This window comes from Curtobacterium sp. MCLR17_045, from assembly GCF_003234405.1.
Taxonomy (GTDB): domain Bacteria; phylum Actinomycetota; class Actinomycetes; order Actinomycetales; family Microbacteriaceae; genus Curtobacterium; species Curtobacterium flaccumfaciens.
On record NZ_QKTB01000029.1, the window covers coordinates 17,437 to 37,354 of the forward strand.

General features: G+C 73.0%; 19 protein-coding genes. 10 read left to right on the plus strand and 9 right to left on the minus strand.

Annotated elements, in window-relative coordinates; genetic code table 11:
• Nucleotides 1-74: 74 nt before the first annotated feature.
• From DEJ05_RS14905 to DEJ05_RS14925, 5 genes are all read right to left on the minus strand, one after another.
• Complete coding sequence (locus DEJ05_RS14905) at nucleotides 75-1,397, minus strand: hypothetical protein (RefSeq protein ID WP_111110820.1); 1,323 nt, start codon at nucleotides 1,395-1,397, stop codon at nucleotides 75-77.
• Nucleotides 1,394-2,551 carry an ATP-binding protein gene (locus tag DEJ05_RS14910; RefSeq protein ID WP_111110822.1) on the minus strand — a complete coding sequence of 386 codons (1,158 nt, stop codon included), beginning with the start codon at nucleotides 2,549-2,551 and terminating at the stop codon, nucleotides 1,394-1,396. Before DEJ05_RS14910 ends, DEJ05_RS14905 begins: the two co-directional genes overlap by 4 nt.
• A gap of 132 nt (nucleotides 2,552-2,683) precedes the next feature.
• Nucleotides 2,684-3,886, minus strand: a complete 1,203-nt coding sequence (locus DEJ05_RS14915; protein ID WP_111110824.1) for a homoserine O-acetyltransferase — start codon at nucleotides 3,884-3,886, stop codon at nucleotides 2,684-2,686.
• A gap of 282 nt (nucleotides 3,887-4,168) precedes the next feature.
• Complete coding sequence (locus tag DEJ05_RS14920; RefSeq protein WP_111029199.1) at nucleotides 4,169-5,500, minus strand: bifunctional o-acetylhomoserine/o-acetylserine sulfhydrylase; 1,332 nt, start codon at nucleotides 5,498-5,500, stop codon at nucleotides 4,169-4,171.
• Between the two features lie 404 nt (nucleotides 5,501-5,904).
• Complete coding sequence (locus DEJ05_RS14925) at nucleotides 5,905-6,996, minus strand: acyltransferase family protein (RefSeq protein ID WP_111103420.1); 1,092 nt, start codon at nucleotides 6,994-6,996, stop codon at nucleotides 5,905-5,907.
• Nucleotides 6,997-7,118: 122 nt separating this feature from the next.
• Here DEJ05_RS14925 and DEJ05_RS14930 point away from each other — a divergent pair, with 122 nt between their 5' ends.
• The 5 genes from DEJ05_RS14930 (at nucleotide 7,119) to DEJ05_RS14950 (ending at nucleotide 10,511) form a co-directional block, all read left to right on the plus strand.
• The gene (locus DEJ05_RS14930; protein ID WP_111110826.1) at nucleotides 7,119-7,892 is read left to right on the plus strand and encodes an SDR family oxidoreductase; all 774 of its coding nucleotides are present in this window, start codon (nucleotides 7,119-7,121) and stop codon (nucleotides 7,890-7,892) included.
• A gap of 71 nt (nucleotides 7,893-7,963) precedes the next feature.
• Complete coding sequence (locus DEJ05_RS14935; RefSeq protein ID WP_051596753.1) at nucleotides 7,964-8,491, plus strand: phosphoribosyltransferase; 528 nt, start codon at nucleotides 7,964-7,966, stop codon at nucleotides 8,489-8,491.
• Complete coding sequence (locus DEJ05_RS14940; protein ID WP_111110828.1) at nucleotides 8,488-9,207, plus strand: Type 1 glutamine amidotransferase-like domain-containing protein; 720 nt, start codon at nucleotides 8,488-8,490, stop codon at nucleotides 9,205-9,207. Before DEJ05_RS14935 ends, DEJ05_RS14940 begins: the two co-directional genes overlap by 4 nt.
• Nucleotides 9,208-9,212: 5 nt before the next feature.
• Nucleotides 9,213-9,896: a uracil-DNA glycosylase gene (locus DEJ05_RS14945; protein WP_111110830.1), complete on the plus strand. Its 684-nt coding sequence runs from the start codon at nucleotides 9,213-9,215 to the stop codon at nucleotides 9,894-9,896.
• 9 nt (nucleotides 9,897-9,905) lie between these two features.
• Nucleotides 9,906-10,511 carry a GNAT family N-acetyltransferase gene (locus tag DEJ05_RS14950; RefSeq protein ID WP_027465815.1) on the plus strand — a complete coding sequence of 202 codons (606 nt, stop codon included), beginning with the start codon at nucleotides 9,906-9,908 and terminating at the stop codon, nucleotides 10,509-10,511.
• A gap of 106 nt (nucleotides 10,512-10,617) precedes the next feature.
• Here the strand turns inward: DEJ05_RS14950 and DEJ05_RS14955 are convergent, their stop codons facing one another.
• Nucleotides 10,618-11,316 (minus strand): FadR/GntR family transcriptional regulator, encoded by a 699-nt coding sequence (locus DEJ05_RS14955; RefSeq protein ID WP_181440739.1) that lies wholly within the window; start codon nucleotides 11,314-11,316, stop codon nucleotides 10,618-10,620.
• A 207-nt stretch (nucleotides 11,317-11,523) separates the two neighbouring features.
• Here DEJ05_RS14955 and DEJ05_RS14960 point away from each other — a divergent pair, with 207 nt between their 5' ends.
• Genes DEJ05_RS14960 through DEJ05_RS14970 form a run of 3 tightly spaced genes read left to right on the plus strand, consistent with a single transcriptional unit; the run spans nucleotide 11,524 to nucleotide 14,948 of the window.
• On the plus strand, nucleotides 11,524-13,080 hold the full coding sequence (locus tag DEJ05_RS14960; RefSeq protein ID WP_111110834.1) for a GntP family permease: 1,557 nt from the start codon (nucleotides 11,524-11,526) through the stop codon (nucleotides 13,078-13,080).
• Entirely contained in the window at nucleotides 13,077-13,640 is a 564-nt protein-coding gene (locus tag DEJ05_RS14965) for a gluconokinase (RefSeq protein WP_110864025.1), read from the plus strand. The genes DEJ05_RS14960 and DEJ05_RS14965 overlap by 4 nt, the downstream gene beginning before the upstream one ends.
• A gap of 27 nt (nucleotides 13,641-13,667) precedes the next feature.
• Entirely contained in the window at nucleotides 13,668-14,948 is a 1,281-nt protein-coding gene (locus tag DEJ05_RS14970) for a cytochrome P450 (RefSeq protein WP_111110836.1), read from the plus strand.
• A 22-nt stretch (nucleotides 14,949-14,970) separates the two neighbouring features.
• Here DEJ05_RS14970 and DEJ05_RS14975 read toward each other — a convergent pair whose 3' ends face one another.
• Complete coding sequence (locus DEJ05_RS14975; RefSeq protein WP_111110838.1) at nucleotides 14,971-15,894, minus strand: L,D-transpeptidase; 924 nt, start codon at nucleotides 15,892-15,894, stop codon at nucleotides 14,971-14,973.
• Between the two features lie 24 nt (nucleotides 15,895-15,918).
• A complete protein-coding gene (locus tag DEJ05_RS14980; protein WP_111110840.1) occupies nucleotides 15,919-17,592 on the minus strand; it encodes an ABC-F family ATP-binding cassette domain-containing protein in 1,674 nt (557 codons plus the stop codon).
• A 52-nt stretch (nucleotides 17,593-17,644) separates the two neighbouring features.
• Between DEJ05_RS14980 and DEJ05_RS14985 the strand changes: the two genes are divergently transcribed.
• Nucleotides 17,645-18,061 (plus strand): HIT family protein, encoded by a 417-nt coding sequence (locus tag DEJ05_RS14985; RefSeq protein WP_111110842.1) that lies wholly within the window; start codon nucleotides 17,645-17,647, stop codon nucleotides 18,059-18,061.
• 36 nt (nucleotides 18,062-18,097) lie between these two features.
• On the opposite strand, the gene DEJ05_RS14990 is transcribed toward DEJ05_RS14985, so the two are convergent.
• Nucleotides 18,098-18,397, minus strand: coding sequence for a hypothetical protein (locus DEJ05_RS14990; RefSeq protein ID WP_111110844.1), 300 nt, complete (start codon nucleotides 18,395-18,397; stop codon nucleotides 18,098-18,100).
• 40 nt (nucleotides 18,398-18,437) lie between these two features.
• Between DEJ05_RS14990 and DEJ05_RS14995 the strand changes: the two genes are divergently transcribed.
• The gene (locus tag DEJ05_RS14995) at nucleotides 18,438-19,883 is read left to right on the plus strand and encodes an amidase (RefSeq protein ID WP_111110846.1); all 1,446 of its coding nucleotides are present in this window, start codon (nucleotides 18,438-18,440) and stop codon (nucleotides 19,881-19,883) included.
• The last annotated feature ends 35 nt before the right edge of the window (nucleotides 19,884-19,918 follow it).

The following is a 19,918-nucleotide window of genomic DNA, read 5'->3' on the forward strand; positions in this document are numbered from 1 at the left end:
CTCGGTGCGGATTGCTCGGCCGATCCTAGGAGGATGCGGGCCGGAAGTCGGTCAGGCGTGCGGGTGTCCGGCAGCTACATCGACGGATGTCGGTTCACGACGCAGTGCGCGACGATGTGCAGCGCGCCGTCGCGGACGGTCTCGGTGTACGGGCCGATGCGCTGCAGGGCACTCCACGCCGTCGGGCCGAGGCTGCGACGGGGCACCCCGCGGGACTCGATGACGACGGGCACGTCCATGGTGTCGTCGCTGACCGGGTGACCGTCGGAACCGATGGGGCCGAGGGTGACGGAGACGACGGGCATGCCGGGCTGCGCGGTGCGGCCGTCGCCGACCATCTGCCAGATCGCCTGCAGCAGCCCGTCGCGCTGGGTGGGGGAGAGGTGCCCTGCCAGGGCGGTCGGGTCGGCGACGCTCACCGAGCGACCGAGGTGGTCGGACTCGGTGATCGCGTGGTAGAGCCAGGTCTCGCGACGGCCCTCGATCAGGTGCAGGCGGAGCTCGGTGGCGAGCGACGCGGCGACGGAGCTCGAGGCGTCGGACAGCGGCAGCGGGTCGGTGCCGTTGGCGACGGCGTCGAGCAGCTTCTCGGCGGCCAGGTCGAGCCGGGCGAGCTCGTCCGAGGCGAGCATGCCGACGGCGAACTGCGGCGCCTGCACGTTGCTCTGCACGAGCACCCGGTCGAGTTCGCGCTGCACGAGCTGGCGGAACCGCTGCACGACGTACAGCGCGAGCGACGGCGGCACGACGACGAGCGACAGCAGGGACACGATGCCGGGCATGGTGTCGTGCGTGATCGGCGTCGACGCGACGGCCATCACGATGAACGCGATGCCGAGCGCACCGATGGCGACGGCGACCTCGCGGGCGGGGCGGAGCGTGGCGATCGGCAGCAGGGCGAACCCGGCGGCCATCGACGCGGTCGCGGTGTGGGCGATGTCGTGCTCGGGCCAGATGCCGATGAAGTCGAGGGTGACCACGCAGGCCAGCACGACGCAGATCAACGCGAAGGCCGGACCCGTCAGCCGTTCGCCGTAGGTCAGGACGCTGAGTCCGACCCCGACGGCGGCGACGACGTAGAGCCCCCAGGCGACCGCGGGCAACCACGGGTCGGAGTACTCGTTCCAGCGCACCAGGAAGAACGCGATGCCGGCGACGGCCTCGATCGCGGTGAGGACCGCGGCGCCGAGGCCGAGGTACCCGGCACCGAGCGAGGCGCCGGGCTTCGCGGCCTGGCGCAGCGACCGGGCGCCGGTCGACGTGGACGGGAGCCCTCGGGCCTGGCGACGTTCGCTCGTCCGGTACCGCTCGCGCGCCTCGCGGCGGGTGCGGGGTGCAGGCGGAGCGGTCTCGCCGGGCAGGCTGCGGCCGATGGTGTCCTCGGGGACCCGGGTCATCGCGGTGCCTCCAGGACGACGGTGGTGCCGGAGCCCGGCGCGGAGAAGAGCTTGGCGTCGCCGCCGACCTCGCGCAGGCGGTTCACGACGCTCTCCTTGAAGCCGAGTCGCTCGGCACTGACGGTGGTGAGGTCGAAGCCGACGCCGGAGTCGGTGACCATCGCGCGGACGACCTCGTTGTCGTGGACGATCGTGACGTGCGCCTCGCCGACGCCGGCGTGCCGACGGACGTTCTCGAGGCACTCGCCGAGCGCGAGGAGGAACGCGTCGAGCACGTTCGACGGCAGCAGGACCTGCCCGGTGCCGTGCCAGCTGACCTCGAGCCCCATCCGGCCGAAGCGCTGCTTAACGGACTCCAGGGTTTGCCCGAGGGGCGATTCCTCTTCGCGGGTGAGCGAGTAGTCACCGGACTGCGAGGGCTGCGGGGTCGCACCGAGGCGCAGGTGCCGCAGCAGTCGGGCGTCCTCGGCGGCCTGCTCGCGCATCGCCTGCTCGGAGACGCCGACGCCGGAGTGCGCCAGCAGCGTCAGGGTCGCGAGCACGGTGTCGTGCAGCAGGCGGGCACCCTGGCGGCGCTGGGCCTCGGTCTCGCTGGCCTGCCGTTCGGCGCGGTGGGCGGTGCCGATGCTGTAGATGCGGCGGGCGACACGGGGGATGCTGCGCGAGATCCAGATCGCCACGACGGCCATCAGGATCCACCCGAGCAGTGCGCCGCTGACCGGGGTCGACAGGAGCGAGCCCGAGCCCCAGACCATGAGCACCACCACGGCGCCGCCGCCGGCGATGGTGATGCCGAGACCGATCGGGTGCCCGCGCTGGGCCATCAGCGGTGCCGAGAGCCCGCCGGCGGCCAGGGGCATGACGGCGCTGGCGACGAGGGGCCGCGCCGAGTCGGGGACTCCGGTGAAGAGCAGCACCATCGTGGCGAGCCCGGCGACGACGATGGCGGCGGTCCACCACACCTCGCCGCCGCGGCCGAAGCACACGAGGGCGGTGATCATCGCGGCGATGCAGAGGAGTGCGCCGATGAGGGGCGGCGTGGGCACGGCGGCGGCGGAGAGGATGCCCACGACGCTGACGAGCGCGCAGACGATGCCCACGACACGGGTCGCCGACCGCAGCAAGCGGTCGCGTTCCTGTGCGATGAAGTCCATCGATGTCCTGGTTGGTGACGATCTGGCGGTGCGGGAAACCGAGCGTCGGTCAGTGCCGAGCTCCACGCCATCATTCCACGCGCGCCACCCGTTGGGGGGTCTTCGGCGCGCCGTGGTGGCAGGCAGGCCCGCTCAGGAGTCGAGCAACCGCCGCAGGTGCGCCCCGACCTGCTCGTGCTCGATGAGGAACCCGTCGTGTCCGAACTCGCTGTCGATCACCGCTGCGGAGTCCCCGTCGAGCGCGTCCGGCACGCCCGCGGCGATCCGGTGCTGGTCCTCGACGGGGAACAGCCGGTCGCTCGAGATCCCCACGACCAGGGTCCGCGCGGTCACGAGCCCGAGTGCCGCCGACACCCCGCCGCGCCCGGCGCCGACGTCGTGCGAGTCCATCGCGTACGTCAGCGTCACGTAGCTCGAGGCGTCGAACCGCCGGGTGAACTTGTTGCCGTGGAAGTCGAGGTAGCTCTCCACCGAGAACCGGCCGTCGTCGCCGAGCGGGGAGACGTCGCTCTGCCAGGACCGCGCAAAGCGGCTGTTCAGCTCGTCCGACGCCCGGTAGGTCATCAGCGCCATCCGCCGGGCCAGCGAGAGTCCGCGGTGCGGGCCCTCGCCGACGTCGGCCTCGTAGTAGTCGCCGCCCGCGAACGCCGGGTCCATCTGGATCGCCGCCCGCTGCAGCGAGTTCGCCGCGATCTGGTCGGCGGTGGTCTGCGCCGTCGACGCGAGGACCGCCAGCCGCCGCACGCGCGCGGGGTGCGAGACCGCGAACTCGAGGGCGTGCATGCCGCCCATCGACCCGCCGACGACCGCCGCGAAGGTCTCGATGCCGAGCCGGTCGGCGAGCTGCGCCTGCACCTCGACCTGGTCGCGCACCGTCACGAACGGGAACCGCGAGCCCCACTCCGCGCCCGACGGCGACACCGACGACGGCCCGGTGGTGCCCTGGCAGCCGCCGAGCATGTTCGGCGCGATGACGAACCACCGGTCGGTGTCGATCGCCCGGCCGGGTCCGACGACGTCGCCCCACCAGCCGGCGGTGCGGTGGCCCGGGCCGGCGGCACCCGTGACGTGCGAGTCCCCGGTCAGTGCGTGCAGGACGAGCACCGCGTTGTCGCGGGCGGCGTTGAGCGTGCCCCACGTCTCGTACGCCACGCGCACGGACGGCAGGCGGCCGCCGCGCACCCACTGCTCGCCGAGCGACTCGAAGTGGCGTGCCCCCGGGTGGTCACCGGGACGCCAGGCACCGGTCACGGGCGGCTTGCCGAGGGTGCCGAGTTCGGTGCCGGGCACCAGGGTGGACGGCACGGAGTCCTCGGGGGTCGTCTGCCAGTCCATCGTGCGTCCAGTCTGCCGGGAGGCGCGGGTCGCCGCCGCCGTGTTACGTCACGCCCGGCGCGTGGCCGGCCTTCGGGCCGTGCTCGCCGTTCCGTGCGCGCGCATGTTCCGACATCGTGCGCGTTGTTCGACTGGTGGATCGTCGCACCATGCGCACGTACCGGATGCGTGTGCAACGAGCGACGTCCCACGCGTCGATCGACACGTGGGACGTCGCAACATGCACGCGCATCGGCAGCCAGCCAGCCAGCCAGCCAGGCAGGCAGGCAGGCCGCGCGGGACCTACGCGCGCTGGCTCTCCTGCGCGATCGCCCGGGCCGCGGCGAGCCCGGCCTCGAGGTCGGCCTTCAGGTCGGCGATGTTCTCGATGCCGACCGACAGCCGCACCAGGCCGGGCGTGACCCCGGTCGTCAGCTGCTGCTCGGGGGTCAGCTGCGAGTGCGTGGTCGACGCCGGGTGGATGACGAGCGAGCGGACGTCGCCGATGTTGGCCAGGTGCGAGAACAGCTGCAGGTTGTCGACGAACGCCTTGCCCGCGGTCACCCCGCCCTTGAGCTCGAACGACAGCACGGCACCGACGCCCTTCGGCGCGTACCGGTTCGCGGCCGCGTACCAGGGCGACGTCGGCAGCCCGGCGTAGGCGACGGTGGCGACGTCGGGGTGCTGGTCGAGCCACTCCGCGATCTCCTGCGCGTTCGACACGTGCCGCTCGATGCGGAGCGACAGGGTCTCGATGCCCTGCAGCAGCGCGAACGCCGTGTCCGCCGAGTTCGACGCACCGAGGTCACGCAGCAGCTGCACCCGGGCCTTCACGATGTAGGCGAGCTCGTTGCCGACCGCCTCGGCGAAGACCGCACCGTGGTACGACGGGTCGGGCGTGTTGAACTCCGGGAACCGGTCGGCGTGCTCCGACCAGGCGAACTTCCCGCCGTCGACGATGATCCCGCCGATGACCGTGCCGTGGCCACCGAGGAACTTCGTGGCCGAGTGCACCACGATGTCGGCACCGTGCTCGAACGGACGGATCAGGTACGGCGTCGCGATCGTGTTGTCGACGATCAGCGGGACGCCGGACTCGTGGGCGACGTCGCTGACGCCCGTGATGTCGAGGACGTTGATCTTCGGGTTGCCGATGGTCTCGGCGAAGAACAGCTTCGTGTTCGGTCGGACCGCGCGGCGCCACTCCTCGAGGTCGTCCTGGTCCTCGACGAACGTCGTCTCGATGCCGAGCTTCGCCAGCGTGTACTTGAACAGGTTGTACGTGCCGCCGTAGATCGACGACGACGACACGATGTGGTCACCCGCCCCGGCGATGTTCAGCACCGCGTAGGTCTCGGCAGCCTGGCCGGACGCGACGAGCAGGGCCCCGGACCCGCCCTCGAGCGCGGCGATCCGCTGCTCGACGACGTCGTTCGTCGGGTTCATGATCCGGGAGTAGATGTTGCCCGGCTTGGCGAGCGCGAACAGGTCGCGCGCTTCGTCCGAGTTCGCGAAGACGTACGAGGTCGTCTTGTAGATCGGCGTCGCTCGAGCCCCGGTGGTCGGGTCCGGCTGTGCGCCGGCGTGGACCTGGGTGGTCTCGAACTGCCACTGCGCGGCGTCGTGCTCGGTCATCTTGGTGCTCCTGTCCGGTGCGGCTGGTCGTCGGGTCGCCCTGCGCTCGGCCTGGAGGCGCGGCGCGGCTGTGCGTCGGTGTCACGGTACGCAGGTGGCCGGGCCCGCACCACCGCACCCGCCTCGGGACGTAACGCGCGCGCCGGTCCCGCCCCGCGCCTCCCGCCCGGCCGTCCGTCCGTCCGCACCGTGCTGTCACCGTCGGACGGTGCGAGGTCGGTGGTTCGGTGCGGCACTGCCGCGCCGCACCGAACGGGCAAGCCCGCACCGGCCGGAGGAACGCGCACGGTGCGAGGTTCCGTCGGACGGTGCGAGGTCGGTGGTTCGGTGCGGCGCTGCCGCGCCGCACGGAACGGGCAAGCTCGCACCGGCCGGAGGAACGCGCACGGTGCGAGGTGGCACCGCTACGCCGCGTCGCGGCGGAACAGCCAGTCGACCTTCGGCTCGAGCAGCCACCGCATCCCGCGCCGCACGAAGGGCTGCGCCAGGAAGAGGCTGACGGCGCACGCGATGACGACCATGAGGAGCACGAACGGCCATGCCGAGTGCTCGCCGGCCAGGACGCCGGACTCCCGGATCGGGTAGAGCACGAACGTGTGGAGCAGGTAGACGTACATCGTCGCCGCGCCGAACCGGGTGATCCAGATGTTCCGACGGGGGATGAGCACCAGGAACGACGCCGTCAGCAGGGTCGCGAGCAGCATCAGGCCGAAGCGCACCGCACCCGCCCACCAGGCGTCCTCGCCGAGCCCCGAGTAGGAGTCGTCGTAGAAGAACCAGTGGTGCAGGTCGAACTCCTTGAACTGCGGGATCCAGACCGCGCACGACACCGCCCACGCCGCGAACACCACGACGGCGGCGATCCGCACCCGGACGACCGTGCGGCGGGACGCCTCGTACCAGCGGTCGAAGACGCCCCACTGCTTGACCTGCCACCCGAGCAGGAAGAACGGCAGCAGGCTGATCGCGCGGGACAGCGAGAGCGTGGAGTCGACGTTGTCGAAGTAGCCGACGCCGATGCTGAACACGACCGCCCAGAACAGCGGCCACCGCAGCTGCGCCAGGTACGGCAGGATCAGCTTGAATATGCCCAGGGCCAGCAGGAACCACAGGGTCCACGTCGGTTTCGTCGGGTTGAAGTCCTTGCCGCCCTCGACGATGCCCTGCACCACGGTCCAGATCGTCTGCATGATGATGTACGGCACGACGATGTCCGTGATCGTCCGGCGCATCCGCCTCGCCGTCGGGGTGTCGGCCGACGAGAAGTAGCCGCTGATCACACCGAACGCCGGCATGTGGAACGCGTAGATGAACGTGTAGAGCGCCAGGGCGTGCTCGCTCGCCGGCGTCTGCCGCTGGATCGCGTGGCCGATGACCACGAGCGTGACCGCGACGAACCGCGCGGTGTCCCACATCGGGATCCGGCGCGGGGCTCGACCGGGCTCGAGCTGCGTCGCCGGGGCCGAGGGGGCGGGAGGGGCGGCATCCGTCGTCATCGCCGGTCACGTTACCGGATCGTGATCTGGACGGCCCGGTGCGGTGCCGGAAGCGTCCCGCTCGGTACGGTGGGCGGACCGGGCAACCACACGCCCGGTCACCGACGCAGGAGGCAGATCACATGGCAGCACGGCGCGCAGTCGTCACCGGAGCGAGCTCGGGCATCGGGGCGGCCACCGTCCGGCTGTTCCGGTCGCGGGGCTGGGACGTGCTCGCCGTGGCCCGCCGCGCCGCGAAGCTCGAGGCGCTCGCCGCGGAGACCGGGGCCGACACCCTGGTCGCCGACATCACGGACGCCGACGACGTGGCGGCGCTGGCCGCGCGGGTCGCGGACCTCGGCGGCGCCGACGTGCTCGTGAACAACGCGGGTGGGGCGTTCGGTTCGGCGAGCGTCGAGGAGTCCGACGTCGACGACTGGCGCGCCATGTTCGAGGTCAACGTGATCGGCACGAAGCGGGTCGTCTCCGCGCTGCTGCCGCACCTGCGCGACCGCGCTCGCGCGTCCGGGAGCGCCGACATCGTCACGGTGACCAGCACCGCCGGGTTCGTCGCGTACGAGAACGGTGGCGGCTACAACGCCGCGAAGTTCGCCGAGCACGCCCTGGTCGGCGCGCTCCGGCTCGAACTGAACGGCGAGCCGATCCGGGTCGTCGAGATCGCGCCGGGCATGGTGAAGACCGACGAGTTCGCGCTCACCCGGTTCCGCGGGGACGAGCAGAAGGCCGCCGCGGTGTACGACGACGTGCCGGAGCCGCTCGTGGCCGATGACGTCGCCGAGGCGATCGTGCACGCCGTGGAGCTGCCGGCACACGTGAACCTCGACCTCGTGACGATCCGGCCGGTGGCGCAGTCGGCGCAGCACAAGCTGGCGCGCGGCCCGCTGACGCCCCGCTGAGCCGACCCGCGCAGCGCCCGGGCTGCTGCCGCGGGTCGCGGGCGCGGGCTCCCTGCCGGTACCGTGGTCGGATGCCGATCAGCAGCGAACCCGAGCCCGCGGCTCCGTCCACCGTGACCGTGACGAGCGGGCCCGAGGTACTCGGCTGGCTCGAGTTCGGTGACGCCGCACGCCTGCTCGCCAAGGACGTCCTGTCCAGCGGCTTCGAGCCCGAGGTCGTCGTCGCCGTCGCCCGCGGCGGACTGATCATCGCCGGCGCCGTGGCGTACGCCCTCGGCACCAAGGAGTGCGGCTCGATCAACGTCGAGTTCTACACCGACGTCGAGCAGCGGCTGGAGGAGCCGGTCGTGCTCGCCCCCGCCCTCGACGCCCCGAGCCTGGCCGGCAAGCGGGTCCTCGTCGTCGACGACGTGTCGGACTCCGGCCGCACCCTGCGCCTGGTGGTCGACATCATCCGGAACGCGGGTGCCGACGTCCGGAGCGCCTGCCTGTACTCGAAGCCCGGCACCGTCCTCGAGCCCGACCACGTGTGGCGCCGGGTCGACGGCTGGATCACGTTCCCGTGGAGCGCCCTCGCCCCCGTGACGGCCGAGTCGTGAGCATCCACCTGGTCGGCGGCGGTCTCTTCGCCGCCTCGGACGCCGCAGCGCCGTTCCTCGCCGAGGCGACCGCCCGTTCGGCAGCGGTCGGCCGGAGCGTCCCGCGCATCGCCCTGCTCTCCGTGGCGGGCCCGGACGGTGGCAGCCCGTCGTCGACGGCCGACATCGCCGAGGTCCTCGGCGGCCCGCGCACGGCCGAGGTGCTCGTCACCGAGGTCGCGGCCGGTCAGGTCTTCGACACCACCGTCCTGAGCGACGTCGACGCCCTGGTGATCGGTGGCGGCGTCACCCCCGACTACCTGGCGGCGATCGCCCCGCTCGTCGACCAGCTCCGGCTGCTCGTCTCCGACGGGCTGCCCTACCTCGGCTACTCGGCCGGTGCGATGATCGCCGCCGACCGTGCCCTGGTGGGCGGCTGGCGCATCGGCGGCGTCGAGATCTGCCCCGAGGTGGCGTCCGAGGGGCTGGACGAGGTCGAGCTCCGCGAGGGCCTCGGCCTGGTCGACCTGACCATCGACGTGCACGCGGTGCAGGCCGGCACGCTCGCGCGGCTCATCGCCAGCGCCGAAGCCGAGTTCGTCACCGCCGGACTCGCGATCGACGAGGACACCACGCTCGTCGTCGGCGAGGGCGCGCTCGAGGTCCGCGGGACCGGCAGCGTCTGGCGCGTGATGGCCGGCGAGGAGTCGGTGGCCGTCGCCACCATGGGCGCGTAGCCGACGTGGAACCACGGCCGCTCGCCGACCTGGTCGACCCCGGCTGGGCCGATGCCCTCGCACCCGTCGAACCCGACGTGCACCGGATCGGCGCGTGGCTGCGGGACGAGACCGCCGCGGGCCGTCACTACCTGCCCGCCGGCGGCGACGTCCTGCGCGCGTTCACGAGCCCGTTCGACGCCGTCAAGGTGCTGGTCGTCGGGCAGGACCCGTACCCGACGCCCGGCCACCCGATCGGTCTGTCCTTCGCCGTCGACCCGGCCGTCCGTCCGGTGCCGCGGAGCCTGGCGAACATCTACCGCGAGCTCGCCGACGACCTCGGCGTGACGCCCCCGCCGCACGGTGACCTGCGGGCGTGGTCCGACCAGGGCGTCCTGCTGCTCAACCGGGTGCTCACCGTGCAGGCGGGCGAGGCCGGCAGCCACCGCGGCAAGGGTTGGGAGGCTGTGACCGACCAGGCCGTCCGCGCGCTGGTCGCCCGTGGCACCCCGCTCGTCGCCGTGCTCTGGGGTGCCCAGGCCGGTTCGGTGCGACCGCTCCTCGGCGACACCCCGGTCGTCGCGTCGGCCCACCCGAGCCCGCTCAGTGCGTCGCGCGGGTTCTTCGGCAGCCGCCCGTTCTCGCAGGTGAACGCGCTGCTCGAGTCGCAGGGCGCACCGCCCGTCGACTGGACGCTGCCCGCTCAGTAGGCTCGGCACGTGCTCGAGGAGGAATACCAGCGACGGCGGGTCCTGCCGCGACACCTGCGTGCCCCGGCGGCGACCGAGACGGCCTTCGAGTACCGCATCCGTGCGGCCGAGGTGGGGGACCTGCCCCACGTGCGCGAGATCCACACGCACTACGTCCGCAACTCGTCGGTGACCTTCGACCCGGCGGCGTTCACGTACGCCGCGTGGAAGAAGCGCTACGACGACATCCGGAAGCGCCGCCTGCCGTTCCTCGTGGCGGAGAACCCCGCCGGGCAGATCCTCGGGTACGCCCTGGTCGACGCGTGGAACCCGCGGGACCGCTCGAACCACGTCGTCGAGGACTCGATCTACCTCGGCGCCGCGTCCGGTGGCAAGGGGCTCGGCCGCGCGCTGATGGAGGCGCTGCTCGACGAGTGCCGGTCGGCCGGCGTGCGCGAGGTCGTCGCGGTCATCGCGGACCGGCAGGCCGAGGCGTCGATCCGGCTGCACGAGCGGCTCGGCTTCGAGGAAGTCGGCCGGATGGGCAAGGTCGGCTACAAGTACGACCGCTGGCTCGGCACGGTCACGATGCGGCTCCGCCTGCGCGGCCCGCGGCTGTTCGCGCGACGACGCTGACGGAGCCGACGCGGTCGACGCGCGTCACGCTCGAGACGCGGCCGCGGGGCGGACGGGAGGCCCGTGGCGGGCCCGGCACGCGCCTCCAGGCCGTCGCCCGGTCGCGTCAGCCCGCCGGCGCCTCGGTGATGAACTCGTCGCGCGTCACGCGGAGCAGCGCGGTGGCCGCCGCCGCGGCGGCGTCCGCGTCACCGTCGACCGCTGCGCGCCCGACCGCCTGGTGCCGGAGTGCCGCCTCGCGCGTCCAGCGCGTGATGGGGTCCCGCGACTCCGACGTGCGGGTGCGCAGGAGCGCCTCGACCGTGCCGGCGAAGTGCGCGAACACGGCGTTCCCCGACCCGGTGAGCAGTGCACGGTGGAAGCGGACGTCGGCCTCCAGGTAGGCGCGGCTGTCCTCGCGTCCGCAGGCGTCGAGCATGTCCTCGGCGGCGGCGAGCACGGCGTCCGCGCCCGCGGAGCCGGCGGTCAGGGACGCCGCGACCGGTTCGACGCCGAGCCGGAGCTCCACGAGCTCCCGCTGCTGCACGAAGTACGCCGGTGAAGTACCGCGCCACCGGATCACGGTGGGGGCGAGCAGCTCCCACGCGGTGATGTCGCGGACGAGCGTGCCGACCCGCTGCCGGGGCTCGACCAGGCCGAGGGACTGCAGGACGCGCAGGGCCTCGCGGACGACCGAGCGGGACACCCCGAACTCGTCGGCGACCAGCTCGGGTCGCACGACGGAACCCGTGGGCAGGTCGCCGTCGACGATCCGCTGGCCCAGGGTGTCGAGCACGTGGGCGTGCAGTCCGCGTGCGGTGGGCATCGTTTCCTCCGTGCAGTACGGGTCACGCGGTCGTCGTGACGCCGGTCCCATCGAAGCGGCAGACTCCGGGGACGGGCGGTTGGCGCGCGGGACGACGTCGTATAGTCTGATTAATCAGATTATTGAGGGTCGGCGTTCGACGCGCCAGTCCACCCTCGACACGAAGGCGACGGAGCCGCGCAGCAGCGACTCCAGGAAGGGGCGCTGATGCCTCACGCTCTCCCGGACCACCTGCTCGCCGCGGGTGGCACCACCGAGACGGTCGACCCGTCCGGTTCGATCCCGCAGCTGATCATCGCGGCACTCGCCGGCATCGTGGTGATCATCGCGCTCATCACCTGGCTGAAGGTGCACCCGTTCATCGCGCTCACGATCGGCGCGCTCGGCGTCGGCATCGGCGCGGGGCTCGCTCCCGACAAGGCGGTCACCAGCTTCGGTGACGGCTTCGGCGCGACCATGACGAGCGTCGGCATCCTCGTCGGGCTCGGGGCGATGTTCGGCAAGATGCTCGTCGACTCCGGCGCAGCGGACCGCGTCGTGGACACCCTGGTGCGGAAGTCGTCGAAGGCGGCGCTGCCGTGGACGATGGCCCTGATCGGGGCGCTCATCGGGCTGCCGATGTTCTTCGAGGTCGGGCTCGTCCTGCTCATCCCGATCATCGTGCTGGTCGCGAAGCGGAGCGAGGTGCCGATCATGAAGATCGCCGTCCCCGCGCTGGTCGGCCTGTCGACGATGCACGCGTTCGTCCCGCCGCACCCCGGCCCGCTCGTCGCGATCTCCACCGTCGGTGCGAACCTCGGCACCACGCTCGCCTTCGGCATCGTGCTGGCGATCCCGGTGATCATCCTGGCCGGGCCGCTCTTCGCCCGGTTCGCGGCCCGCTGGGTCGACATCCCCGTCCCCGACATGTTCGGATCGCGTGGGGCGGTCGCCACCGCCGGGCCGGGTTCGGGGTCGGGTTCCGGGTCCGCCGCCTTCGCCGACGACCCGGCACACCCCGGACGGGAGGCGCGGCGCGGCCCCGCCACGCAGGACACCGCGTCCCTGCCCAACGGCAAGAGCGACTTCACGCGCGTCATCAGCGAGCCGCGCAGCCCGTCGTTCACCGTCGCCCTGATCGGCATCCTGCTGCCGGTCGTGCTCATGCTCGCCCAGGCGATCCGTGAGGCCACCGCCCCCGACGCCGCCGGCTCGTGGGTGAGCCTGCTCGACTTCCTCGGCTCGCCGATGATCGCCATCGGCATCGCGGCCGTCTACGCGATGGTCTTCTTCGCGATCGGCGGCGGGATGGACCGCTCGGCGGTGTCGAAGTCGCTCGAGAGCGCGCTGCCCCCGATCGCCGGGGTGCTGCTCATCGTCGGTGCCGGCGGTGGCTTCAAGCAGGTGCTCATCGACACCGGGATCGGCGGCGTGATCGCCGACGCCGTCAAGGACTCCGGCGTCTCGGTGCTGCTCGTCGCCTGGGTCGTCTCGGCCCTGGTCCGCGTGGCGACCGGGTCGGCCACGGTCGCCACCGTGACCGCCGCCGGCATCATGGCGCCGATCGCCGCCGACCTGTCGACGCCGATGACGTCGCTGCTCGTGCTCGCGATCGGTGCCGGCTCGGTGTTCCTGTCGCACGTGAACGATGCCGGGTTCTGGCTGGTGAAGGGGTACCTCGGCACCACGGTGGGGCAGACGTTCAAGACGTGGACGGTGCTCGAGTGCCTCATCTCGGTGTTCGGTCTCCTCGGGGTCCTGCTGGCCGGGGTGTTCATCCGATGAGCGGCGCAGGAGGAGTTGCTGCTGCCGGTGCGGCCGACGCCGGGCTGGACGCCCGCGTCCTCGTCGTGATGGGGGTCTCCGGGTCCGGCAAGTCGACCGTCGCCGCCATGGTGGCGGAGCAGGTCGGGTGGGAGTTCGCCGAGGGCGACGCGATGCACCCGCCGGCGAACGTCGACAAGATGCACGCCGGCACCCCGCTCACCGACGAGGACCGCTGGCCGTGGCTCGACGTCGTCGCCGGCTGGATCCGCGGACACCTGGACGCCGGGACGAACGGCGTCGTGACCTGCTCGGCCCTGAAACGCTCGTACCGCGACGTGCTGCGGGCCCCCGGGGTGGTGTTCGTGCACGTGGCCGGTGACGGTGCGCTCATCGAGGAGCGGATGTCGCAGCGTTCCGGGCACTTCATGCCGACGTCGCTGCTGCAGTCGCAGCTCGCCACGCTCGAGCCGCCGCAGTCCGACGAGGCCCACCTGACGATCGCCGCCGACCGCACCCCGGAAGAGGAGAGCGCCGAGGTCGTGGCGCGGCTCGGGCTGGTCCGGATCCCGAGAGCCTGATCGGGCAGTGCTCGGCAGCATGGCCGCATGGCGATCGACGACTCCCTCTCGCTCCTGACCCGCGGCTACGGGTTCGGCGCCCACCTGTGGCGCCGGACCCGCCCGGGGGCGCGGGCGGTGGGCTTCCGACTGCTCGGACGTCCGGCGCTGCTCGTGCGCGGTGCCGATGGCGTCGCGCTGTTCTACGACGGCGACCGCACGGCACGCCACGGCGCGATGCCGGCCATCGTGCAGCGGACGCTGTTCGGCGTCGGCTCGGTGCACAGCCTCGACGGGGCGGAGCACCACCACCGCAAGGCCACCTTCGTCGACGTCGCGTACGAGGACGAGCAGGTCCGGCGCCTCGCACCCCTGCTGACCCACGAATGGGCGACCGAACGCGACGCGTGGCTGACCGGTGGCACCCGGTCGGCGTACGACGCGGCCGTCGGCGCGATCGGCCGCGCCGTCATGCGGTGGGCCGGGCTGCCGGGGACGCCGGCGGCGAAGACCCGCTGGGCGGCGCGGCTCGCCCAGGTCGTCGACGGCTTCGGGGTGCCCTACTCACCGGAGTACCTGCAGGCCGTCCTGAACCGGCACTGGTCGGACCGGCACGCCCGGCGGCTGGTCGAGGCCGTGCGCGGTGGCCGGTTGACCCCCGAGCCACACACCGCCCTGCACGAGTGGGCGTGGCACCGGGACCCCTCCGGGGCGCTGCTGCCGGCGCGGCTGGCCGGCATCGAACTGCAGAACAGCATCCGGCCGGCCATCGCGGTGGCCCGGTTCGTGGCGTTCGCGGCGAAGGAGTTGCACGACCGGCCGGAGTGGCGGGAACGGATCGCCGCCGAGAGCGCGGCGGCCGACGCCGCTGACGGGCCGCGCGTCGACGGCCCGCTCGCCGTCGCCTTCGCGCAGGAGATCCGCCGGACCGCGCCGTTCGTGCCGATGCTGCCCGCCTGGGCCACCACGGACGTCGAGCTGGACGGCGAACACCTGCCCGCCGGCGGGCAGGTGGTGCTCGACATCACCGGGACCGACACCGACGAGCGCTCGTGGGAGCGTGCCGGCGAGTTCGACCCGTCGCGGTTCCTCGGCGTGGACGATTTCGAGTCCATCACGACGTTCGTCCCGCACGGCGGTGCCGACGTCGCCACGGGGCACCGGTGCCCCGGCGAGAAGGTCGCGATCGCCGCACTCGCGGCCGCGGTCTCGGTGCTGAGCGACCCGCGGCTGACGATCCTCGACGACGGGCTCCAGGTCGACCGCCGGCGGCTGCCGACGAAGCCGGCATCGGGTGGCGAGGTCCGGGGCCGCTGCCCCTTCCACTGACCCGGTCTCAGCTGACCCGGGCTCAGCTGAACCGGATCGGGGTGCCGACGGGCAGCGCCGCGAGCGTCTTCGTCATCTCCGCCGAGATCCGGACGCAGCCGTGCGAACTGCCCGTCGGATCCGGGTAGTAGTGCAACGCGGTCAGTGCCGCGTTGCCGCCGTACGACGGGATCCGGGACGAGTGCGCCCCGGTCAGGATGATCGGGTTGCCCTGCGTGTACGCGACGCGGGTGTCGACGTACGCCGCCTCGACGTAGGTGGCGGTGTCGGCCGGTGTGGGGTCCTCCGGCGTCCCGAGCCGGGCGGCCTCGGTTGCCGTGACCTTGCCCGACCGGGTGACGACGGACACCGTGCTCGCCGCGACGTCGACCGTGATCATCCGGTCGGTGCGCGTCACGGTGAAGTCGGCGGCCCGGGCCCAGGCGAACGTCGCGCTCGGGGCGTCCGGGTCGCCGCCGTCACCGGGGGTGCGGTTGCGGGACGGCGTCGACACCAGGAGCATCCCGCCGTCCCGGCCGGGGGAGCGACCCCACACCGCGGTCGCCGCGGGTCGGTTGATCGTCGACACCAGGTGGGACAGGGTCGCCACCGGCCGGGCGTGGCTCGACGGGCTCGCGTACAGGGCGACGAGCTGCGTGCGCGGGGTCGCGATCTGCCACGTGTCCTCGGGCTCCACGTCCCCGCCGTCGAGCAACTGCGGCACGACGGCGTCGTGGAACGCCAACGGCAGCGCGGCCAGGGTCGCGTCGGACGGTGCAGCGGGGACGGCCGCGAGCGTCGGCCTCGGGGACGCGGTCGGTGTGGCGCTCGGGGTCGGTGTCGTCGTGGCCCGGGCCGCACGGGTCGGCTCCGGTGCCGGCGCCCCGAGGGTCACGCCCACGACGACGGCGGCGACGGCGAGCACCACCACCCCGGCGGTCGTCGCGATCCAGGTGTTGCGTCGCATGGTGCTTCCCCCTCGGTGGATCCGTCAGCGTTCGGTGACGGTGCCGCCCTCGACCCGCCACTGCCGGTCGAGTCGGACGGTCTCCAGCATGCGCCGGTCGTGTGTGACGAGCAGTAGGGTCCCGTCGTAGGACTCCAGCGCCTGCTCGAGCTGCTCGATCGCGGTGAGGTCCAGGTGGTTGGTCGGTTCGTCGAGGACGAGCACGTTCACCCCGCGGGCCTGCAGCAGCGCGAGTCCGGCCCGGGTGCGCTCGCCGGGGGAGAGCGCCGAGGCCGGTCGGCCGACGTGGTCCGCCTTCAGCCCGAACTTCGCGAGCAGCGTCCGGACGTCGGCGGTCGTGTACTCGGGGACGATCGCCTCGAACGCCGCTGCCAGGGGCTGGTCACCGGTGAACGCCGCCCGCGCCTGGTCGACCTCGCCGACCGCGACGCTGGACCCGAGCGAGGCCGTGCCCGTCGTCGGCGCCTGTTTGCCGAGCAGCGCCCGCAGCAGGGTGGACTTGCCGGCGCCGTTCGGGCCGGTGATGCCGATCCGGTCACCGCCGTCGACCTGCAGCGAGACCGGGCCGAGGGTGAAGTCACCCTGGGTGAACGTGGCATCCGACAGCGTCGCGACGACGGCCGACGACCGGGGTGCGTTGCCGATCGTGAACTCGAGCTGCCACTCCTTGCGCGGCTCCTCGACCTCGTCGAGCCGGGCGATGCGGGACTCCATCTGCCGGACCTTCTGCGCCTGCTTCTCGCTCGACTCCGAGGCGGCGCGACGGCGGATCTTGTCGTTGTCCGGGCTCTTCTTCATGGCGTTCCGGACACCCTGGCTCGACCACTCGCGCTGCGTCCGTGCCCGCGAGACCAGGTCGGCCTTCGTCGACGCGAACTCGTCGTACGCGTCACGCTTGTGCTGCCGGGCGATCTCGCGCTCCTCGAGGAACGAGTCGTACCCGCCGCCGAACAGCCGGTTCGACGACTGCGCCAGGTCGAGTTCGAGCACGGAGGTCACCGAGCGCGCCAGGAACTCACGGTCGTGGCTGACGAGCACCACCCCGCCGCGCAGCCCGCGCACGAACGCCTCGAGCCGGTCGAGGCCGTCCAGGTCGAGGTCGTTGGTCGGCTCGTCGAGCAGGACGATGTCGAACCGCGACAGCAGCAGCGCGGCGAGCCCGACGCGGGCGACCTGCCCACCGGACAGCGCGGTCATCAGGGAGTCCGGGCCGACGCCGTCCGCACCGGAGACGCCGGTGCCGGGTTCGAGGCCGAGGTCGGCGAGCACCGCCGGGATCCGGTCCTCCAGGTCGGCGGCCCCCGCGGCGAGCCAGCGGTCGAGCGCCGCCGAGTACCGGTCGGCCGCTGCGTCGCCGGCGTCGGGGTCCCCGAGCGCCGCCGCCGCTGTGTCCATCGCCACGGTCGCTTCGGTGCAGCCGGTCCGCCGCCCGAGGTACGCCGCGACGGTCTCGCCAGCGATGCGCTCGTGCTCCTGGGGGAGCCACCCCACGAACGCGTCCGTCGGTGCCAGGGACACCGTACCGGCCAGCGGCTCGTCGACCCCGGCCAGCAGCCGGAGCAGCGTGGACTTGCCGGCACCGTTCACGCCGACGACCCCGATCACGTCACCGGGCGCCACCGTCAGGTCGAGGGAGTCGAACAGCGTGCGAGCGGCGTACCCGCCGGACAGGCCCTTGGCGACGAGCGTGGCGGTCATGCGCCCATCGTCCCACGCGGAGCGGGCACCCCACGTGCAGCAGACTGGGCCGATGGACTCCTGCGTCTTCTGTGCCGTGATCGCCGGTGACGAACCCGCCGTGTGGGTCGAACGCGAGGAGCACGCCGTCGCCTTCGCACCCCTGCCCGACTCGGCGCTCACTCCGGGCCACACCCTGGTCGTGCCGGTCGAGCACACCGCCGACCTGCTCAGTGCAGGACCCACGGCGCTCGCCGCCACCACGGCACTGGCGCAGCGCGTCGCCCGTGCGATGAAGGGTGCGCTCGGTGCAACCGGGACCGTCGTGCTGCAGGCATCGGGTGCAGACGCCGGCCAGAGCGTGCCGCACCTGCACCTCCACGTCGTGCCGTGCTGGCCGGACGACGCCACGACGCACTGGCCGGAGCGACGATCCGCGCACGTGGTCGACGGTGACCCGCACGCGCTCCTCGCCGAGATGTTCGAGTAGCCGCCCGGGCAGACCCTGCCCGGCCCGGCGCGACCCTCAGCCCCGGGGCACCAGCCGGCCCGTACCCACCGGCAGCAGCCCGCCCCGGTACTCGAGCGCCGTCGCGCCGCCGACCGACACCGAGGCCGCCCCGAACCGCCACGCTCGGTTGAACAGGTACACGCCGATCACCGTGTCGCCGTCGTCCGGCACCGCCCACGTGCCGGTGCCCCACTGGGCCGGGTGCCCCACCCCGTCGACGGTGACGGTCGGCCGGGCGAACCAGGCGAACAGGGGCCGGACGAGCCGGAGTTCGATCCGGCGCTTCGTCGTGCCGGAGGGGAGAGTGGTGTCCACCGTCGAAGGATACGGGCCACCGCCGCCTAGGCTCGGAGCCGTGTTCGAACTCCACCACCTCTCCGCACAGGAACTCTGGGACTGGATCCGCCGGGGCGAGGCGACCGCCCTCGAGGTCACCGAGCACTACCTGGCCCGCGTGGAACGCCTGGACGCCGGACTCGGTGCCTTCGTGACGGTCACCGCGGACGCTGCCCGGGCCCGAGCCGATCGCCTCGGCCACCTGGTACCGACGTCGAGACCGTTGTGGGGCCTCCCGTCCGCCGACAAGGACCTGTACGACCGCGCCGGCGTCCCCACGCGGAACGGCACCGCGAGTCTGCCGGAGCGTCCCGCGTCGGCTGACCACCCGCTCGTCGCCGCGCTCGACGCGGCCGGCACCGTCAGCCTCGGCAAGACCGCGTCACCGGAGTTCGGCATGTCCTCGTCGTCCGAGACCCGGCTCGGCGTGACGCGGAACCCCTACGACACCACGCGCGCGCCGGGCGGGTCGTCGAGCGGTGCGGCCGTCGCCGTCGCCGCCGGACTCGTGCCCGCCGCGGTCGGGTCGGACGGCGGCGGATCGGTGCGGATCCCCGCCGCGGCAACCGGGCTCGTCGGCCTGAAGCCGAGCCGCGGCCGCGTGCCGTCGATGCCCGGCCGCTCCGGCGTCGGCGGCCTGTCCGTGGCAGGGCCGCTCACCCGGTCCGTCGCCGACGCGGGCATGCTGCTCGACGCGCTGGTCGCGCCGACCGGGCTGCCGGAGCCGTCGCCCTACGCGCTCGTCACCCCCGACGTCGGCGAGGGGCCGTTCACCGCGGCGGCCGTCCGCGGCGAGGGCCGGTTCGTCGTCGGGGTGCTCGACGGCTCGCCGTGGGACGACACCGTCGACGTGGTCGTCGACCCCGCTGCACGGGCCGCCGTGGAGACCGCCGTGCGGGTGCTCGGCGAGGTCGGGCACGGCGTCGAGGACGTCCGGATGCCCCGCGTGCCGTACGCCGAGGCGTTCCGGGTGGCGTGGGAGAGCTCGGCCGCCCGACTGCCGCAGGTGCCCGGGATCGACCTGTCGGCGCTGACCCCGCTCGTGGCGTGGCTCGTGGCGCGCGGACGGGCGCTGTCCGGCACGCAGGTCCTCGAGGCGATGTCGACGCTCGATACCTTCTCGACGACGCTCATCGGCGCGTTCGACCGGTTCGACGCGGTGCTCACGCCGACCCTCGCGATGACGCCGCGGCCCCTCGGCTGGTACGGCGACGACCCCGACGAGGACTTCCGCCGCCAGTGCGCCTACTCGCCGTGGACGTCGATGGCGAACGTGTCCGGGCTCCCCGCGATCACCCTGCCGGTCGGCGTGACCGACGACGACCACCCCGACGGTGGCGGGCTGCCGATGGGCGTGCAGCTGATCGGGCGCTACGGAGGCGAGCGCGTCCTGCTCGCGATCGGCGCGCAGCTCGAGCGCCGGTTGCGCTGGCAGCGGCGGCACCCGGCCGCCTGGACCGCCTGACGGGAGGCCCGGGGCCGGGGCGCGGGGTGCCGGGG